Consider the following 18,465-nt stretch of genomic DNA (forward strand, 5'->3'; position numbering starts at 1 on the left):
CACCTTCCGCGTCGTTCGTTCGGACGAGATAGGGCTTGGGGCGCGCCAAGGTCAAGTCCGGCAGCGCTCACGGGGCAAACGGCCTGTGGCCGGCAGAAGGTGCTGACCACAGTCGAATTCACGAAAAAAGCAGGATCGGGCGCGCCTCTGCGCTTGCACTCCTCGCTTCTCCGTGCCAATCGCATCCGCAATCAGCGACGAGCCTTGGAGAGCGAGCATGAGCCAGTCGGGAAAGAACGGCCTCACCTACAGCGACGCAGGTGTGGATATCGATGCCGGCAACCTGATGGTCGAGAAGATCAAGCCGCATGTCCGCTCGACCCGGCGTCCCGGCGCCGATGGCGAGATCGGCGGGTTCGGCGGCCTCTTCGACCTGAAGGCCGCCGGTTTCAGCGATCCGGTCCTCGTCGCAGCCAATGACGGCGTCGGCACGAAGCTCAAGATCGCTATCGACGCCGACAAGCACGACACGGTCGGCATCGACCTCGTCGCCATGTGCGTGAACGATCTCGTGGTGCAGGGCGCAGAACCGCTGTTCTTCCTCGACTACTTCGCGACCGGCAAGCTCGATCCCGACCAGGGCGCCGCGATCGTCGCGGGAATCGCCGCCGGCTGCCGCGAGGCGGGCTGCGCGCTGATCGGCGGCGAGACGGCCGAGATGCCGGGCATGTATTCCGGCGGCGACTACGATCTTGCCGGCTTTGCCGTCGGCGCGGCCGAGCGCGGGCAGCTTCTGCCGGCGGGCGACATTGCCGAAGGAGACGTCATCCTCGGACTTGCCTCCTCGGGCGTCCACTCGAACGGCTATTCGCTGGTGCGCAAGATCGTTTCGCTCTCGGGCCTCGCCTGGGATGCTCCGGCACCTTTCGGAGAAGGCACGCTCGCCGACCTCCTGATGACGCCGACGCGCATCTATGTGAAACCGCTTTTGAAGGCGATCCGCGAGACGGGTGCGATCAAGGCACTGGCCCACATCACCGGCGGCGGCTTCCCCGAGAATATTCCGCGGGTGCTGCCGAAGCATCTTGCCGCCGAGATCGACCTCGGCGCCATCAAGCCGCCGGCCGTCTTCTCCTGGCTCGCAAAGACCGGCGGCGTTGCCGCCAACGAGATGCTGCGCACCTTCAATTGCGGCGTCGGCATGATCGCCGTGGTTCCGGCGAGTGAAGCGGAAAAAGTTGCGGCAGTGCTTGCCGGCGAAGGCGAAACGGTCTTCACGCTCGGCCGCATGGTCGCACGCGCCGAGGGCGCGCCCGGCACGATCTACAAGGGCAATCTCGCCATATGAGCATGGTGGCCGGCAAGAAGAAGGTCGTCGTGTTCATTTCCGGCGGCGGCTCCAACATGATCGCACTGGCGAAGGCTGCCGCCGCGCCGGATTTTCCGGCCGAGATCATTGCGGTGATCGCCGACAAGGCGGATGCGGGTGGCCTCGACAAGGCGGCCGGGCTCGGCATTCCGACCTTCTCCTTCGTTCGCAAGGATTTTGCGGGCAAGGAAGCGCACGAGCAAGCAATCCTCGCCGAGCTCGACCGGCTCCAGCCGGACGTGATCTGTCTCGCGGGCTATATGCGCCTTCTTTCTGCGGCCTTCATCCAGCGCTACGAGGGCCGGATCCTCAACATCCACCCGTCGCTGCTTCCGCTCTTCCCCGGGCTTCACACGCACCAGCGGGCAATCGACGCCGGGATGAGGATCGCAGGCTGCACCGTGCATTTCGTGACGGAGGCTATGGACGACGGGCCGATCGTCGCCCAGGCGGCCGTACCGGTCGTTTCCGGCGACACGGCGGATACGCTCGCCGCCCGCGTCCTTACGGTCGAGCACAAGACCTATCCGATGGCGCTTCGTCTCGTGGCTGAAGGCAAGGTGCGGATGGAATCCGGCCGGGTGGTAAGCCATGCCGTCGGCGAGGCAACGGGTACGCTCATTTCCCCCGCCATCTGAGGCAGCGGGTCACCTTCCCATCGCCAGCCGGCGGTCGAGCGCATCGAGCACGCGTCGTGTCAGAGCGGCGTAGTCGCCATCGAAATGATGGCCTCCCTCGATCGGAACCACGTCGATGCCGGAGGACTTCAGATCCGGGCAGGCATCGTCCTCCTCGTCGGTGCCGTAGATGCACTGCACGAGCGCCGGCTCGATCGCCTTGATGTCGTCGACCGGGTCGCCGGCATTCCCCTCTCCGTCGGCGCCGAGCCAACCGAGGACGGAGATCTTGTAGTCGGCGCGATGCGACAGCGCCATGAGCGTTACCTGCCGTATGCGCGCGCGGGTCGCTGACGGAAGCAGGTTGTAGGTGCGTGGCAGGATGTCGGCGCCGAAGGAATAGCCGATCAGCAGTACATTGCGGACGTTCCACCGCCTGCCATAATAGGTGATGACACGGGCGAGATCGTCCGCCGTCGCCTGCGGCTGGCGCTCCGACCAGAAATAGCGAAGCGAATCCACCCCGACGACGGGCACGCCCTGCTGCTGCAGGGCATTGCCGACCTCCTTGTCGATGTCGCGCCAGCCACCGTCGCCGGAATAGATCACCGCCATGGTATCGCGCGCAGGCTTCGCATCGAGAACGGTCAGGGGGAGCCCGAACGGGTTGTCCCCTTCGTCCTCCTGCTGGATGTAGCCCGCAAGCGTGGAGGAAAGTGCGGCATAGACGTCTTCGTCGCTCTCCTGGACTTCGACGTCCGGATGCTTGGCTGCGAGAGCGGCAACGTGCTCGCGTCCGGCAGCCGACGCGGACGGCGAAGAGACGACGGTTACCGGCTCGGGCAAGGCGCCATCGGTCAGGCCATAGACCATGCGGTCGCCTTTCCGGGTCTTTTCGGCAGGAGTGCAGAGCTGCTTCGTCAGGGCGATACCCTCTTCGGGATCGACCGCGAGCGTCCGGCCGATGGTCGCTGCGGGAGATTGTGCGGCGATCGCCAGCGCCATGGCCCCGCCGGCCCCGACGCCGGCGACGATCGGCGGCCGATAGGCGCCGCTGCCGGCCGCGCGCTGCACCTGCTGACTCAAGGATTCGATGTCCGAGACCGTGTAGACGCAGTCCCCGTCATCCCTGCCGAGGGCTGCCAGATAGGCCTTGAGGTCGATGCCGATGACGAGCGCTTTCTCGCTCGAAAGCTTTCGGGCAACGGCATCCTCCCTCTCTGTCCAGCCGCCGGCGTCCGAAAGCAGCACCACGGCGCCGGAAGCCGCCTCTTTCGGGAACAGGATGTGCGGTGCGGGGATCATGCCGGTGTCGAACTTTGCCGCGTCTTCGGCAAAAGACGGAAGGGATGCAGCGCCGGCAATCAGTGCCGCCAGGGCTGCACGCTTCAAGATCCTTTTAATGGGGGTCATTTCCTGATCACTCCCTTCAGACCGCCGCCGATCAGGAATGTCGCATCCATCAGCGCCAGGATCGGGTTGAAGCCTCCGCTCGCCACCAGGTAGCGCGGCTGCCACTGCGGGTGAAACTTGGACTTGAAGGCGCGCAGTCCCTTGAAGTTGTAGAAGCGCTCGCCGTGCTCGTAGAATGCCCGGCCGGCGCGGTCCCAAACGGGCGCCAGCCGGCGCTCCGACATGCCCGACAGCGGCGCCATTCCGAGATTGAAACGCCGATAGCCCTCGTTCTTCAGATATTCCATCAGTTGCGCGAACAGGAAATCCATCGCCCCTTTCGGCGCCTCGGGCGAGAAACGCATGAGGTCGACCGAGCCCTCCTCCTTGGTGCCGGTGATCAGAATATTGGCGAAGGCCACGATGCGACCCTGCCGTTTGAGGATCGCGACAGGCTGCGCCGTCAGGTATCGCGGATCGAAGGCGCCGAGGGAAAAGCCCTTCTCCCTCGCATTGTGGTGGGCGAGCCAAGCATCGGAAACGGCCCCGAGCTCCGGAAGGATCGCCGGTATTTCCGCAGGCGCGACGACCGAGAACTCCAGCCCGTCGCGAATGCCACGGCTCACCTGCTGGCGCAGGTTTGCCCACTTGCCGCCCTTCATCTCGAAGCGCGTGAGATCGACCTCGGCAAGTTCGCCGAGGCGGAAGGCTCTCAAGCCCGCATCCGCGTAATGCGAAAGCCCGCGCGCCGAGACCTGGTAGAAGACGGCGCGGCAACCATTGGAGCGCGCCGCCTCGATGAACTGCCAGATGAGATCCGGCCAGGCATCCACGGGTCCGACCGGATCGAACAACGCAATCCAGGAACGCGCCCAGCGGCCATACATGATGAAGGCCCGGCCGTCGGCGGAGAACATGATGCTCTTGTCACCCATGCGCACGAGGTTGGCGTCGGACATGTCCTGCGCGTCGACGATGGCGACCGCCCGCTCCATTTCCTGTCCGCAGGCGGGGGCAACGGCCGCAGCGGCCGGGCGCATCAGGCTCCAGATCGCTACAGCACTTGCGCCGATCGTCACTCCCAGGAAGGCGCGGAGCCCGCGCGGCGCTTCCGCCGAGAATTCGAACTGCCACCAGAGCTCATGGCTGTATGCGACGTCGCGATAGACAAAGAGCAGGACGACGAATGCGCCGAAACAGATGACGCCGAGCGCGGTAAGCCACGGCAGCGTCAGCGCCTGTCCGAAAAGCGAGGCGGGACGATTGAAGTGCCGCCGACTTGCGAGAAGCCCGACAAGAAGGAAGGCGAGCATGCCGGCTTCCCCGAGCGCCACCGCCTTCACCAACGAAAGCAGGATTGCGGCCAGCGCGATCGCGACCGATGCCCACCAGGCGCCATCGAGGCGCAGCGCCAGCCCCCGCGCGACGATGAACAGCGCCAGACCCAAAAGGCTCGCAAGGAAATGCGCGCCTTCGATGATCGGTAGGGGCACGTAATTCGCAAGAAAGGCCAGGTTCTCGTCCGGCGTCGGCGTCACGCCCGAGAGAACCAGCATCAGGGCGAGGACGAGCGCCAGCGTGGCAAGCAATGGCGGCGTCATCCGGCCGCCGGCGCGGCGAAGGCTGGAGGCTGCCGGGTGGCCCGCCAGCTGGCGGAGTTCGATGCCGATCATCACGACGATGGCGATGAGCAAGGGCAACAGGTGGTAGATGACGCGGTAGAGGACGAGTGCACCGAGCACCGCATCGACGCCGGCTGCGCGGCCCAGGCTCGCAACGATCACCGCTTCGAAAACGCCGAGCCCCGCCGGCACGTGGCTGAGCACGCCGAGGCCGACCGCCACGGCATAGATCGCCAGGAAGGCGGGCCAGCCCACCGTTCCGGAGGGCAAAAGGACATAGAGAACGGTCGCCGACGCCGCGAGATCGAGCGCCGTGACGAGGAACTGGCGCGAACATGTTTGTGAGTCCGGCAGACGCAAGACGAGGCGGCCGATGCGGACCTCGCGACCGCTGCGAGCGGCGATCAGCACCACCAGCAAGCCGGCAAGGACGAAGACGGCGATTGCCCGCAGCCATGCCGCATCGATCCCGGTCAGCGGCGCCACGTATTCGCCAACGGCAAGCAGGCTCAAGCAGGTGACCACCGCGAGACCCAGCCCGAAGGCGAGTGTGACGAAGGCGATGAGACGGGCGATCTCCTCCGGCTTCAGCCCGAGGCGCGAATAGGACCGATAGCGGATTGCACCGCCGCTCAGCGGACCGAAGCCCGCCGTGTTGCCGACGGCATAGGCGCAGGCGGCCGTGAGCGCGACGGCGGGATAGGGAAGCTTGCGTTCGATGTAATCGAGCGCGCTGACGTCGTAGAAGGTGAGTGCGAGGAAGCTCAGGCCCGTGAACAGGATCGCCGTTGCCACCGATCGGCGGCTCGCATCCGAGAGCGCCGACACGACATCGTCATATCGCACCTCGGCCGTCAGGTGAAAGATCGCCGCGCCGAAGAGCGCGATCACCAGGAGTGTGCCTATCGCGGAGAGGTAACGCTGGTTGCGTCTCAGAAAGAGCCGCCATGTACCGCGGTCCTGTTGGTCTTCCGCTTCAAACTCTTCCGTGGAGGACGCCATTGGTTCGCCCGTGCCGTTGAAGGAGACGACAATGGCTTACCGCAGTGCAGCGCAATCAAACAGTGAAATATCGGTAATGTAGAATATTATAGAATATCAGGCGATTACTTGGCGAGCGAGGCACGGTTGAGCATAGCCCACTGCAGAAGCATGATGGTTTTCGCATCGCAGATCTCGCCGGTGCCTATCCTCGCGACGGCTTCGTCGAAGGAAATTTCCAACACCTCGATGTCCTCGCCCTCATGCGCAAGTCCGCCGCCCGCCGCGACCTTCTTTGATATATCGATGAGACCGAGGAAGAAGCTCGTGCGCTCCGTAATGGAGCCGGGGCTCATATAGGCATCGAAGAGATGCATGGCCGTCTCGATGCGGTAGCCGGTTTCCTCCATCGCCTCGCGGCAGATCGCGACTTCCGGGGCTTCGCCGTCGAGGAGGCCCGCCGGCGCTTCGAGGAGATATCCCGTTTCCCCCTGCAGGAAAACCGGCAGGCGCAGCTGGCGGACGAGAACCACCACCTGCCGCTCCGGATCGAAGAGGAGGATCGTTGCGGCTCGGCCGTGGTCGTGCACTTCACGCACGAGGCGCGCGGTGCTGCCGTCGGACATTTCCTGCTCGATCGTGATCTGCTCGAGATTGATGAAGCCATCCCAGACCGTCTTGCGATCGATGATCCGGAAGCGCGCGTCTGCGTTTTTGGTCATGGGAAGTCCTTTAGGCCTGTTGAAATTCGGGATGCTCGCCGGGACTTGTTTCCTCCCTCATCCCTGTGCTTGTCACAGGAATGAGGGGGCGGAGAGATTGCCGTCCTCCGACACGTTTCCTATGCCGCGCCTGAATTTATTAGAATCGTTCACGATGGTTTTAGGTCGACCCGACTAAAATCATCGTGAACTCGAGAGCGGCGCGGTCAGGCCCGGCGCATCCAGACGCGGTTGTCGTGGAATGCGGCTCCGCCATAGGGTGCCACGGCATCGGCACCGGTCAAAACGTTGATCCCCTCCCCGTCCAGGTGGGCGCCATTGGGCCAAAGCCCTTCGGCGATGACGACGCCGCGACGGGTGCCCCCTCCGATCTTCGCGTGCAGGCGGATTTCACCACGCCCGTTGCCGAGCCTGACGACGTCGCCCTCGGCGATACCGAGTTCGGCCGCATCCTCCGCATGGATCATGACTTCCGGCCGGCCCTCCTTCTGGATCGAGGACGGGGTTTCGGCAAAGGTGGAATTGAGGAAGGAACGCGCCGGCGACGTGGCCAGCCGGAACGGATGCCGCTCGTCGGCCACCTCGATGAGGTCGACGTGATCGGGAAACTCGGGAAGCTGACCGTGCGGCCCCTGAGCCCCCATCGCCTTCGGTGGCCGGTTCGGCGCGGGCGTACCCGTCCAATCCGCCTTGAACCGGAACCTGCCGTCCGGATGCCCGAAACCGTTGAGGAAATGCGCCTCGTCGAAAGCCGGCTGGCAATCGAGCCATTTCCGCTCTTTCATCTCGTCGTAGCCAATGCCGTAATTGGCGAGCAATTGGTCGATATGCTGCCGTTCCGTCAGGCGGAAGCCGGGACAGTCTGCAACGCCGAGACGCTTTGCCAGCTCTTCGATGACGAAAAGATTGGTGCGCACGGTCGGCGGCGGCTCGACGACCTTCGGCCCGAGCAGGATATGCTGGTGGCCGCCACCGCGATAAAGATCGTCGTGCTCGAGGAACATGGTGGCCGGCAGGACGATATCCGCGAGCTGCGCGGTGTCCGTCATGAATTGCTCGTGCACGGCGACGAAGACGTCGTCGCGCAGGAAGCCGCGCTTCACCAGCCGCTGCTCCGGTGCGACATTGACCGGATTGGTGTTCTGGATGAGCAGTGCCGTCACGGGGCCGCGATGGCGAAGCGCTTCGGCATCTCCGGTCAGAACGCGGCCGATCTGCGACTGGTCGAGCATGCGCACATCCGGATCGTGAAAGGCGCTGCCGACGAGTTCGCGCTTGTCCAGCCGGAAAATGTCGTTGTTCGAATGGAAGGCGCCGCCGCCCTCATGTTTCCAGGAGCCGAGCACCGTGGCAACGGAGGCTGCGGCATGGATCGCGACGGAACCGTTGCGCTGGCGGGTGAAGCCGTAGCCGAGACGGAAATAGGTCCGCGGCGTCGTTCCGACGAGTCTCGCGAAGGCTTCGATCTCCTCCACCGAAAGCCCGGTGATCGCGGAGGCCCATTCCGGTCCGCGCGTCTTCAGATGCGCTTCGAGTCCCGCGGGATCTTCGGCGAATTCAGCCATGTAGGCGCGGTCCGCATGACCGTCGCGGAAGGCGACGTGCATGACGGCGCAGGCGAGCGCCGCGTCGGTGCCGGGCTTCAGGACCAGCCCCATATCGGCCTGCTTGATCGTCGGATTGTCGTAGACGTCGATGACGACGATCTTGGCGCCGCGCTCCTTTCGCGCCTTGACCGCGTGGGTCATGACGTTGACCTGCGTCGCCACCGCATTGGTGCCCCAGATCACCACGCAATCGGACTTGGCCATCTCCCTTGGGTCCGGTCCGCGCAGGGTACCGGTCGCCATGGTGTAGCCGGTCCAGGCCATGTTGGTGCAGATCGACCCGAAGAAGCCGGAATAACGCTTGGCGTGGCGCAGCCGCTCGATGGAGTCGCGCTGCACCTGCCCCATGGTCCCGGCATAGAAATAGGGCCAGACCGCCTCCGAGCCGTGTCTCTGTTCGGCCTTGACGAACTGGTCGGCGATCTCGTCGAGGGCCGTCTCCCAGGAAATCTCCTGCCAACGCCCCTCGCCCTTCGCGCCGACCCGGCGTTGCGGCACCATCAAGCGGCCGGGATGATAGATACGCTCCGCATAGCGGGCGACTTTGGCGCAGATGACCCCGGCGGTGTAGGTGTTTTCCGCCGCGCCGCGTACGCGCCCGATCCGGCCCTCGGCGGTGAGGTCGACCTCCAGCGCACAAGCCGAGGGACAGTCATGCGGACAGACCGAATGGCCGATGGTCTTTTCTTGTCTGATAGGGGTCGCAACGTTCATGGCTTTTCTATATGGCATGGCCAGGGACGCTCAAAGCCCCATTCGCCATTCATCGAAACAATTGATCGCGGCCATCGGCAACGCTTATGAACTACCGGCACATCTACCACGCGGGCAACTTCGCCGATGTCCTGAAGCACGCGGTGCTGGCGCGGCTCGTCACCTATCTGAAGCAGAAGAACAAGGCCTTCCGCGTGCTGGACACCCATGCGGGGATCGGCGTTTACGACCTTTCGAGCGAGGAAGCGCAGAAGACCGGCGAATGGCGCGAGGGCATCGGAAGGCTGATCGAGGCCGAGCTTCCCGCCCCGGTCGCCGCCATTCTCGAACCATATCTTTCCGCCGTTCGCGACCTCAATCCCGAAGGCGGCCTCATGCATTATCCGGGGTCGCCGAAGCTCGCCCGCATGTTGTTTCGTCCGCAGGACCGGCTGTCGGCCATGGAACTTCATCCGGAGGATCACGAGGCGCTGCACCGGCTCTTCGAAGGCGATTTCCAGAGCCGCATCACCCGGCTCGACGGCTGGCTGGCGCTGGGCGCACACCTGCCGCCGAAGGAAAAGCGAGGGCTCGTTCTCGTCGATCCTCCGTTCGAAGCCGAAGGCGAGTATGAGCGGCTGGTGGATGGGCTTGCCAAGGCATACCGCCGGTTCACCGGCGGCATCTACTGCCTCTGGTATCCGCTGAAGAAGGGCGCGCCGATCAGGGATTTTCACGAGTCGCTCAAGGCTTTGGAAATCCCGAAGATGCTTTGCGCCGAACTGTCGGTGCGCAGCGATCGCGTTACCACGGGGCTCGCGGGATCGGGCCTCGTCATCGTCAACCCGCCCTTCACGTTGAAAGGCGAACTCGACATCCTCCTACCCTACCTGAAGACACAACTCGCCCAGGATCGTTTCGCTTCGGGACGTTGCTTCTGGCTGCGCGGCGAGGCGCCGCTCAATCGAGGGCCTTGACGGATAAGGTTCTGTGGCTTCAATCTCTTACGACGACTCAGGGAGGTAGCCATGACTTGCAAGCTTGCCGCAATGCTTCTCACCTCGCTTTCCCTCGTTGCCGGCATGGCCAGCAGCGTGGCCGCCGCAGACTTTGCGGAAGTTCCCGTCGCCCGGCACACCTACGACGTCGGCGTTTGCGGCAACCCCTCCGTCCTCGGCTTCATCACCCGACGCTTCGACTACAAGGCGGCGAACTACCTGCGCGCCAACATCGCCATCGCCGAGATCCGCGAAATGGGTCAGAGCCGCTTCGAACCGCGCGATTACACCCATCTGGTGGAACGCGAATATTGCTACGCGACCGCGTTGACGACGGACGGCGTTCGGCGCCCGATGTGGTATCTGATCGAGAGACCATGGGGCTTTGCCGGCGTCGGGTCCAATATCGAGTTCTGCGTCGGCGGCCTCGACCCATGGTATGTCTACGGCGCCAACTGCGCTTCGCTTCGGTGATCAGCACCTGACGCATGTCGCCCAAAAGTGCGCAGCGGTTTTGGGACAACGACATGCATGAGTACAAAAAGCTGAAGCGCATCTCACGAATTCGATCGAACGCGACGCGTTTCTGGCTGCTGCCGGCAATCGTCGTCCTTGGTACCCTTGTCGGCTGTGGCGGTGAAGACGGCAGCCAGACTGCCCCGAACCCCTCGAAAGATTTGGCGAGAAGTGCGTCAATCGCGCCTGTGCCCGTCGGCACGGGCTTCGACTTCTACGTGCTTTCCCTCTCCTGGTCGCCGACCTGGTGCGACGCCAACGATCCCAAAGGCAAGTCCGATCAGTGCGAAACCGGCAGCGGACATGGCCTGATCGTACACGGACTCTGGCCGCAGAACGAAAACGGCTATCCGGAATATTGCCGGACGCGGCACTCGGACCGCGTGCCCGAATCGCTCGGACGGCAATATTTCGACCTCATCCCCTCTATGGGCCTTATCGGCCACCAGTGGCGCAAGCACGGCACCTGTTCTGGCCTCAGCCAGAGGGATTATTTCGCGGTCACGCGCGCCGCGCATGAGAGGCTCACCATTCCTCCGGAATTGACGACTGCGGACGGCGCGGAGAGCCTCTCCGTCCAGGCGATCGAAGCGGCCTTCGAGAAGAAAAATTCCGGGATGACGAGCGAGTCGATCGCTGTTACCTGCGAAGGCAGGCTACTCGAAGAAACCAGGATCTGCTTCGACAAGGAACTGAAATTCAGGGCTTGTCCTCAAGTCGACCGACAGGCCTGCAGACGAGACACCGTCTCGCTGCCTCCAGCACCATGATGGAAAGACATCGGATGAAGATACTCTACTCGCCCGCCTCCCCCTATTCGAACAAGGTCCGCATGGCGGCTCATCATGCCGGAATCGCGGCGGAAAGCGTTCTCACGGAAACCAATTCCAATCCGCCGCAGCTGATCGACAACAACCCGCTGGGCAAGATTCCGACGCTGATAACCGCGGACGGCCTGGCAATCTACGACAGCCGGGCGATCATGCATTTCATCGATCGTGAAACCGGGGGCAAGCTCTATCCGAAGAATCACGAAAAGCGTACCCGGATCGAGATCTTCGAGGCGCTTTGCGACGGCATTTGCGACAGCCTGCTCGCTATCGTCTACGAGAAACGCTTCCATCCGCCTGAAAAGGTGCACCAGCCCTGGATCGACCGGCAATGGGACAAGGTGGAACGGGGGCTCGACCACCTCGAAGCGAACCTGCCCAAGACCGGCAGCAAGCTCAATGCCGGTCACTTCGCGCTCGCCGCCACGCTGCGCTACATCGAACTGCGCTTCGCCGGCGAATGGCAGAAGGGCCGGCCCAAGCTGAAGAACTGGCCTGCCAAATTCGAAAAGCACTTCCCTGATTATTCGAAGTTCAAGGCTTGAGCTTTTGCGCGTGCCCCTCATCCCTCTGCCGCGACCTTCTCCCCGCAGGCGGGGAGAAGGGACACGCAGCCCCGCCTTGCCCCGAATTCAACGGCGAAAGAGGCCTGGCGCTTGCCGCTTATCCCCTTCGCCCCGCTTGCGGGGAGAAGGTGCCGGCAGGCGGATGAGGGGCACGTAAAGCAGCCCACAATACAAAAAGGCCGGGTCGCCCCGGCCTTTTTTTCGATCGTGTTGGACGGATCAGAACTTGACGCCCATACCGAGTTTGACGCTGTGCTCGTCGTAACCGGACGAGATCGTCGAACCGCCGGCGCGGAAGTCCTTGGAGCCGTAATCCGTGTAGCGGTATTCGGCACGCGCAGTGATGTTGTCGGTGACGAAGGTTTCGGCGCCGACGCCTGCGGTCCAACCGACAAGGGTCTTGTCGTCGGAGCCTGCCGGAGTCGAAAGCTTGGCATTGCCGAGTGCGACACCGGCCGTGCCGTAGACGAGGACCGGGTTCAGGTCGACACCGACGCGACCGCGGACCGAGCCGTTGACACCCTGCTTGACGCGGCGGCCGCTGGAGCGGGAGTCGTTGCCGGTGTAGTTTACGTCGGCTTCACCGCCATAAACCATCTGGCCGTCCTGGACATTGTAACCGCCATAGAGACCGCCACCGAAACCGACCGACTTATTGTTGCCGGTCGCATCGGCCTCGCCATGGTGCCAGTCGATGGTGCCGCCGACATAGGCGCCGGACCAGTTGCGCACTGCCGGTTCGGTATATTCGGCAGCCGGAGCAGCCGGAACTTCGTCGACCACGTCAGCGGCGTGGGCGGCCTGGAAGGCAACGAGGGCCATGGCCGAGGCCATGAGGGTGGTGGTGAGCGTACGCATACTATTCTCCTTTCGAACCGGCGTTCCGTTTTAGTTGTTTCTCAGCGGAACACCGGACATCTGCAATTAACCCGCCCGGTTGACCCGAAATTGATCAGGAAATGAGGAATCTCAAGAGCCAAAATGTGAAATTTTAGTGGCGGCAACGCGACTGAAATGCGATGTTGCAGCGCAGACACAGGTACTTTATTAACCACGATTCAAGATTAACGAAAGATATACTATAGCAATACAAACTGATGCAAATTACGGCTTCCGCGTTAATTTTTCAGAAATGAATCGTCCGGCGAGAGTTTCGGCGAGCGTTTCCAGCCTATATCTTCTGCCACTCGGCATCAGGATTCGAAGAACGGGACGAAACGTTGAAAAGGACACTCAAGGCGGCGCTCGTTACCGGCGGCGCCCGACGCATCGGCAGGGCAATAGTCGAGGATCTGGCGGCGCACGGTTTCGCGCTCGCCATTCACGCGAACGGATCGTTCGCAGAAGCGGAGGCGCTCGCCGGGAAGCTTGGAAAGACCGGCGCGAGGGCGGTCGCGCTCAGGGCCGATCTTACCGAGGTCGGCGCCGCCTCCGGGCTCGTCGCGGAGGCAACAGCCTTGCTCGGTCCGCTGGATCTCCTCGTCAACAATGCCTCGGTATTCAACAAGGACAGCCTCGCCGAGTTCGACGAAGCGGTCTGGGAGCGGCACTTCGCGCTGCATGTCAAAGCCCCCTCCCTGCTCGCCCGCGATTTTGCGCTGCAGCGGCCGGCCGACGTCTCCGGTCTGATCGTCAATGTCATCGATCAGCGCGTCTGGTCTCCAAATCCGCGCTTTTATTCCTATATGTTGTCCAAATCGGCGCTGTGGACGGCAACCCAGACGATGGCCCAGGCGCTCGCCCCCGACATTCGCGTCAACGGCATCGGACCCGGGCCGACGCTGCCCAACGAGCGACAGGATCCGCGTGATTTCGAGGCCCAGGTCGAGGCGCTCATCCTCAGGCGCGGTCCGGCGCTCGAGGAATTCGGACGCGCGATCCGCTTCCTTTTCGACACGCCGTCGGTTACCGGACAGATGATTGCACTCGACGGCGGCCAGCACCTTGCCTGGGAGACGCCGGATATTCGGGAGATAGTGGAATGAACGGGCAGACGCCCACCGATGGCGGCATCCTTTACGACGCCACGGAGACCGACGACGAAGACGATCTGGTCGAAGTGACCGAGGCCGAACGGCCGGCGCCGGCAATAGGATGGGCGGAGAGCCTGCCGGAAGCGGCGGGCCTCAAGGGAGCCGAACTCATCCAGGCCTTCGTCAAGCGCCTGCCGAACGGGCCCGGCGTCTACCGGATGCTCAACGAGGCCGGCGACGTGCTCTATGTCGGCAAGGCCCGCAGCCTGAAGAAGCGGGTGAGCAACTATGCGCAGGGGCGAGGCCACTCGAACCGCATCGCGCGCATGGTTCGCGAGACTGCGCATATGGAATTCGTGACGACGCGGACGGAGATCGAGGCGCTGCTGCTCGAAGCAAACCTCATCAAGCGCCTGCGCCCGCGCTTCAACGTGCTTCTGCGCGACGACAAGTCCTTCCCCTATATCGTCGTCACCGGCGATACGCGTGCGCCGGCGCTCTACAAGCATCGCGGCGCGCGCAGCCGCAAGGGCGACTATTTCGGCCCCTTCGCCTCGGCCGGAGCAGTCGGACGCACGATCAACTCGCTGCAGCGCGCCTTTCTTCTCAGAACCTGCACCGACAGTGTCTTCGAAACACGCACGCGCCCCTGTCTGCTCTATCAGATCAAGCGTTGTTCCGCGCCGTGCACGAACGAGGTCAGCGATGCGGATTACGCGGAACTGGTCAGCGAAGCCAAGGATTTTCTCTCCGGCAAGAGCCAGGCGGTGAAGGCGACCATTGCCTCCGCCATGGCCGAGGCTTCGGAGAACCTCGATTTCGAGCGGGCCGCGCTTTACCGCGACCGGCTGGCCGCGCTGAGCCACGTCCAGAGCCACCAGGGCATCAACCCGGCCGGCGTCGAGGAAGCGGACGTCTTCGCCATCCATCACGAAGGCGGCATCTCCTGCATCCAGGTGTTCTTCTTCCGGACGGGGCAGAACTGGGGCAATCGCGCCTATTTTCCGAAAGCCGATCCTTCGATTCCCCCTGCCGAGGTGCTCAGCGCGTTTCTTGCGCAGTTCTATGACGACAAGCCCTGTCCGCGGCAGGTCCTGCTCTGCGCCCCCGTCGAGGAACAGGAACTGCTTGCACAGGCGCTCAGCGAGAAATCCGGCTACAAGGTCTCGATCCTCGTGCCGCAGCGCGGAGAGAAGAAGGATCTCGTCGAGCATGCGCTCGCAAACGCCCGCGAGGCGCATGGCCGCAAGCTCGCCGAAACGGCTTCGCAGGGGCGCCTGCTCGAAGGCTTTGCCGCAACCTTCCAACTCCCTTACGTGCCGCGCCGCATCGAGATCTACGACAACTCGCATATTATGGGCACCAATGCGGTGGGCGGCATGGTCGTCGCCGGCCCGGAGGGCTTCGTCAAAGGCCAGTACCGAAAGTTCAACATAAAATCGACCGACATCACGCCGGGCGACGATTTCGGCATGATGCGCGAGGTCATGACGCGGCGCTTCTCCCGCCTCCTGAAAGAGGAGGGCAAGCCGGATCGGTCCGCAGAGCCGGTTGAGGATGCCGGTTTCCCCGCGTGGCCCGACGTCATCCTGATCGATGGCGGCCAGGGCCAGATGACGGCAGTTCGTACGATTCTCAAGGAACTCGGCATTGAGGACTGCGTGACGGCGATCGGCGTCGCCAAGGGCGTCGACCGCGACGCCGGGCGCGAGCGTTTCTTCGCCGAAGGCCGGGAAAGCTTCACTCTGCCGCCGCGCGACCCCGTCCTCTACTTCATCCAGCGTCTGCGCGACGAAGCGCACCGTTTCGCGATCGGCTCGCACCGGGCTCGCCGGAAAAAGGAAATGGTCAAGAATCCGCTCGACGAGATCGCCGGAATCGGCCCGACGCGCAAACGCGCGCTCCTCACCCATTTCGGAACCGCCAAAGCCGTGTCCCGCGCCGGCATCAACGACCTGATGTCGGTAAACGGCATTTCCGAAACGGTCGCCCGTATCGTCTACGAGCATTTCCACGAGGACGCCGCCAAATGACGGGGCGGCGCGGTTCAGCCTGCGTTCAGGCGAAATCCGCCAAATATGACAGGCGTCACGCAATGATCTGTTGACCTTATGGTCGCAAAGTCATTCTGTACAGCTGAACCCGGAGGGGATGAGGAAAGGCGTTCGGCGTTTCCGCCCGCATCCCGCTTCGACCACTAGAATCGATCGCGCCGAGACCCCAGATGGCGGGAAATGAGGACTGTCGTGTCCAGAGAAACCGAATCCATGCCAACGCCCATAGCCTATAGCATCCCAAATCTGCTGACCTATTTCCGCATCCTCATCGTGCCGCTGATCGTCTTCTGCTTCTTCATCGAAGGCCGGCTTCACAGCTCGGATTTTGCGCGCTGGACCGCGCTCATCCTCTTTGTCGCGGCTTCGATCACGGATTTCTTCGACGGCTATCTCGCCCGCATATGGAAGCAGACCTCGAATATCGGCCGCATGCTCGATCCGATCGCGGACAAGCTGCTGGTCGCCTCGATCCTGCTGCTCGTGGCCGCCGACGGAACGATCGCCGGCTGGTCGATCTGGGCTGCCATCATCATCCTCTGCCGCGAGATACTGGTTTCCGGCCTCCGCGAATATCTTGCAGCCCTCAAGGTCAGCGTTCCGGTGACGCGGGTTGCCAAATGGAAGACGACGATCCAGATGGTCGCGATCGCCTTCCTGCTCGCCGGTCCCGCCGGCGACAAGATCGTGCCCTATGTCACGGAAGCCGGTATCCTGCTGCTGTGGATCGCCGCGGCCATCACACTCTATACCGGCTACGACTATTTCCGCGCCGGCCTGAAACATGTGGTCAACGAATGAGCACGGTAAACCTCGTCTATTTCTCCTGGGTTCGCGAGCGCATCGGCAGGCCTGAAGAAACACTGGACCTGCCGGAGAATGTCGTCACGATCGCCGACCTGCTGGGCCATCTGAAGACCCGCGGTGAGGAATATGCCGCGGTTTTCGAGCACGCGAACGTCATCCGCGCGGCGATCAACCAGGAACATGTGGAGCACGGCGAGCCGATCGCCGGCGCCCGCGAGATCGCCCTCTTCCCGCCGATGACGGGCGGCTGAAGCCATGGCCGCCCCCGTCACCGTGCGCGTCCAGCGCGACGACTTCGACATCACCGCCGAAGTCTCGGCGCTTTGCCGTGCGCGGACGGACATCGGTGCGGTGGTCACGTTTTCGGGGCTGTGCCGGGACGAGGCCGGAGCCCTCAGTGCGCTCGAGCTCGAGCATTATCCCGGCATGGCAGAGGCGGAGATCGAACGGATATGCCACGAAGCGGTCGAGCGCTTCGGCCTGCAGGCTGCAACCGCCATCCATCGCTTCGGCCGCATGGAGCCGGGAGCGAATATCGTCCTGGTGGTAACCGCCTCGCCGCACCGGCAGGCGGCATTCGATGGCGCGAATTTCATCATGGATTTCCTGAAGACCTCGGCCCCCTTCTGGAAGAAGGAACATCACGCCGACGGCAGCGCAGGCGATTGGGTCAGCGCGAAGGATGCGGACGACGCGGCACGCGATCGCTGGACGCGCCGCTGATCTCTCACGCCGCCTGAATCACGAAGTTTTTAGGTCGGGTCGACCTAAAAACATGAGCGTGATCGATTCCAAGAAGTTGAGACGCGGGATGCGGGCGGAAAACCGCACACACTTTTCCTCATCCCGCTCTGATCAGGGAATGATCTTTTCCCGGCGCGTGACCACGAGCACGATCACCAGAAAGCCGAATATGGCGAAGTCCCGCCAGAGGATGGGTCCATAGGCGCTCCACAGCGTCTCCATGAGGCCGATGCCGGCCGCGCCCAGTGCCGCGAATAACGGCGAAGTCTGCCCGCCGATGGCGGCGATGAACAGGACCTTGACCCCGAAGGTCAGCCCGGTGCCGAAATCCATGTTGCCGTAATAGGAAGCAGCGAGAATCCCGCAGAACGCAGCGATCAGCGACGCCACGCCATAGGCGGCGATATAGACCGCTCCCGGATCGATGCCGCAAAGCGCGGCGGCCTTGCGATCCTCGGAAACGGCGCGCCAGTAGCGGCCGGCATAGGAACGGGTCAACAGCCAATGGCCGCCGGCGACAAAGGCCATCATGAGCGCGGTGTTGACGAGTTGCACGACCGTCAGCGCGACCGGAAAGGCAGGGTTCGGCCAGAACACCACCACGTCGTTCAGGAAGGGCGGCAGCCAGAGGCTTCTGGTGTCGGAGGCGAGCCGGGCCGTTTCCATCAGCACCAGCAGGCTTCCGAGCGAGGCGACGACCACGGCATTGGCGGAGGAAAAAGCCAGGGGCCGCATGACGTAGCGGCCGGCAATAAGACCGGCACCGAGCCCGAACGCGAGCGCCGCTGCCGCCCCGAGCCCGAGCGCCGCCGGCAGTACCAGCCACAGCCGGTTCCAGCCGACATCCGCGAAGAGCACGAAGATTTGCCCGGCAAAGGCGAAGAGCGCGCCATAGGTCAGGTCCGCCCGCCGCGTGACAGCAAAGGCGATCGCGTATCCGAAGGCGAGCGCCGCATAAAGCGCGGCCACGGGTACGGCATTGGCGATCTGCTGCAGAAAATAGGCCATGGCACATCCGCGTGATGACAAGCGTA

The 18,465-nt window shown here is 63.4% G+C and carries 17 protein-coding genes; 11 read left to right on the forward strand and 6 right to left on the reverse strand.

The features are described 5' to 3' along the window. The first annotated feature begins 217 nt into the window (after window positions 1–217). Entirely contained in the window at window positions 218–1,288 is a 1,071-nt protein-coding gene (gene purM, locus M1D34_RS09700; protein ID WP_010969094.1) for a phosphoribosylformylglycinamidine cyclo-ligase, read from the forward strand. Beyond that, window positions 1,285–1,947 carry a phosphoribosylglycinamide formyltransferase gene (purN, locus tag M1D34_RS09705; RefSeq protein WP_498778840.1) on the forward strand — a complete coding sequence of 221 codons (663 nt, stop codon included), beginning with the start codon at window positions 1,285–1,287 and terminating at the stop codon, window positions 1,945–1,947. The genes purM and purN overlap by 4 nt, the downstream gene beginning before the upstream one ends. A 9-nt stretch (window positions 1,948–1,956) precedes the next feature. On the opposite strand, the gene M1D34_RS09710 is transcribed toward purN, so the two are convergent. The 4 genes from M1D34_RS09710 to M1D34_RS09725 form a co-directional block, all read right to left on the reverse strand. Beyond that, the gene (locus tag M1D34_RS09710; RefSeq protein ID WP_498778842.1) at window positions 1,957–3,339 is read right to left on the reverse strand and encodes a virulence factor; all 1,383 of its coding nucleotides are present in this window, start codon (window positions 3,337–3,339) and stop codon (window positions 1,957–1,959) included. Continuing rightward, window positions 3,336–5,942: a bifunctional lysylphosphatidylglycerol flippase/synthetase MprF gene (gene mprF / locus M1D34_RS09715; RefSeq protein ID WP_498778844.1), complete on the reverse strand. Its 2,607-nt coding sequence runs from the start codon at window positions 5,940–5,942 to the stop codon at window positions 3,336–3,338. The genes M1D34_RS09710 and mprF overlap by 4 nt, the downstream gene beginning before the upstream one ends. Window positions 5,943–6,046: 104 nt before the next feature. Beyond that, window positions 6,047–6,643, reverse strand: coding sequence for an NUDIX domain-containing protein (locus tag M1D34_RS09720; RefSeq protein WP_003531602.1), 597 nt, complete (start codon window positions 6,641–6,643; stop codon window positions 6,047–6,049). A gap of 206 nt (window positions 6,644–6,849) precedes the next feature. Next, window positions 6,850–8,982 carry a molybdopterin-containing oxidoreductase family protein gene (locus M1D34_RS09725; protein ID WP_498778846.1) on the reverse strand — a complete coding sequence of 711 codons (2,133 nt, stop codon included), beginning with the start codon at window positions 8,980–8,982 and terminating at the stop codon, window positions 6,850–6,852. Window positions 8,983–9,050: 68 nt separating this feature from the next. Here M1D34_RS09725 and M1D34_RS09730 point away from each other — a divergent pair, with 68 nt between their 5' ends. Genes M1D34_RS09730 through M1D34_RS09745 form a run of 4 tightly spaced genes read left to right on the forward strand, consistent with a single transcriptional unit; the run spans window position 9,051 to window position 11,832 of the window. Continuing rightward, window positions 9,051–9,920, forward strand: a complete 870-nt coding sequence (locus tag M1D34_RS09730; RefSeq protein WP_498778847.1) for a 23S rRNA (adenine(2030)-N(6))-methyltransferase RlmJ — start codon at window positions 9,051–9,053, stop codon at window positions 9,918–9,920. 51 nt (window positions 9,921–9,971) lie between these two features. After that, on the forward strand, window positions 9,972–10,415 hold the full coding sequence (locus M1D34_RS09735; protein ID WP_498778848.1) for a hypothetical protein: 444 nt from the start codon (window positions 9,972–9,974) through the stop codon (window positions 10,413–10,415). 53 nt (window positions 10,416–10,468) lie between these two features. After that, the gene (locus tag M1D34_RS09740; protein ID WP_498778850.1) at window positions 10,469–11,227 is read left to right on the forward strand and encodes a ribonuclease T2 family protein; all 759 of its coding nucleotides are present in this window, start codon (window positions 10,469–10,471) and stop codon (window positions 11,225–11,227) included. Window positions 11,228–11,241: 14 nt separating this feature from the next. After that, on the forward strand, window positions 11,242–11,832 hold the full coding sequence (locus M1D34_RS09745) for a glutathione S-transferase (RefSeq protein ID WP_003531606.1): 591 nt from the start codon (window positions 11,242–11,244) through the stop codon (window positions 11,830–11,832). A gap of 240 nt (window positions 11,833–12,072) precedes the next feature. Here the strand turns inward: M1D34_RS09745 and M1D34_RS09750 are convergent, their stop codons facing one another. Then, entirely contained in the window at window positions 12,073–12,711 is a 639-nt protein-coding gene (locus M1D34_RS09750; RefSeq protein WP_003531607.1) for an outer membrane protein, read from the reverse strand. A 362-nt stretch (window positions 12,712–13,073) separates the two neighbouring features. Between M1D34_RS09750 and M1D34_RS09755 the strand changes: the two genes are divergently transcribed. From M1D34_RS09755 to M1D34_RS09775, 5 genes are all read left to right on the forward strand, one after another. Next, on the forward strand, window positions 13,074–13,838 hold the full coding sequence (locus tag M1D34_RS09755; protein WP_003531608.1) for an SDR family oxidoreductase: 765 nt from the start codon (window positions 13,074–13,076) through the stop codon (window positions 13,836–13,838). Beyond that, window positions 13,835–15,859: an excinuclease ABC subunit UvrC gene (uvrC, locus tag M1D34_RS09760; RefSeq protein ID WP_498778852.1), complete on the forward strand. Its 2,025-nt coding sequence runs from the start codon at window positions 13,835–13,837 to the stop codon at window positions 15,857–15,859. Before M1D34_RS09755 ends, uvrC begins: the two co-directional genes overlap by 4 nt. Before the next feature lie 234 nt (window positions 15,860–16,093). Continuing rightward, the gene (pgsA, locus tag M1D34_RS09765; RefSeq protein ID WP_003531610.1) at window positions 16,094–16,681 is read left to right on the forward strand and encodes a CDP-diacylglycerol--glycerol-3-phosphate 3-phosphatidyltransferase; all 588 of its coding nucleotides are present in this window, start codon (window positions 16,094–16,096) and stop codon (window positions 16,679–16,681) included. Continuing rightward, window positions 16,678–16,938 (forward strand): molybdopterin converting factor subunit 1, encoded by a 261-nt coding sequence (gene moaD / locus M1D34_RS09770; protein ID WP_003531611.1) that lies wholly within the window; start codon window positions 16,678–16,680, stop codon window positions 16,936–16,938. The genes pgsA and moaD overlap by 4 nt, the downstream gene beginning before the upstream one ends. A gap of 4 nt (window positions 16,939–16,942) precedes the next feature. Beyond that, a complete protein-coding gene (locus tag M1D34_RS09775; protein ID WP_498778855.1) occupies window positions 16,943–17,410 on the forward strand; it encodes a molybdenum cofactor biosynthesis protein MoaE in 468 nt (155 codons plus the stop codon). 132 nt (window positions 17,411–17,542) lie between these two features. On the opposite strand, the gene M1D34_RS09780 is transcribed toward M1D34_RS09775, so the two are convergent. Then, window positions 17,543–18,439 (reverse strand): branched-chain amino acid ABC transporter permease, encoded by an 897-nt coding sequence (locus tag M1D34_RS09780; protein ID WP_498778856.1) that lies wholly within the window; start codon window positions 18,437–18,439, stop codon window positions 17,543–17,545. Between the last annotated feature and the right edge of the window lie 26 nt (window positions 18,440–18,465).

It is taken from the genome of Ensifer sp. D2-11, assembly GCF_054161295.1.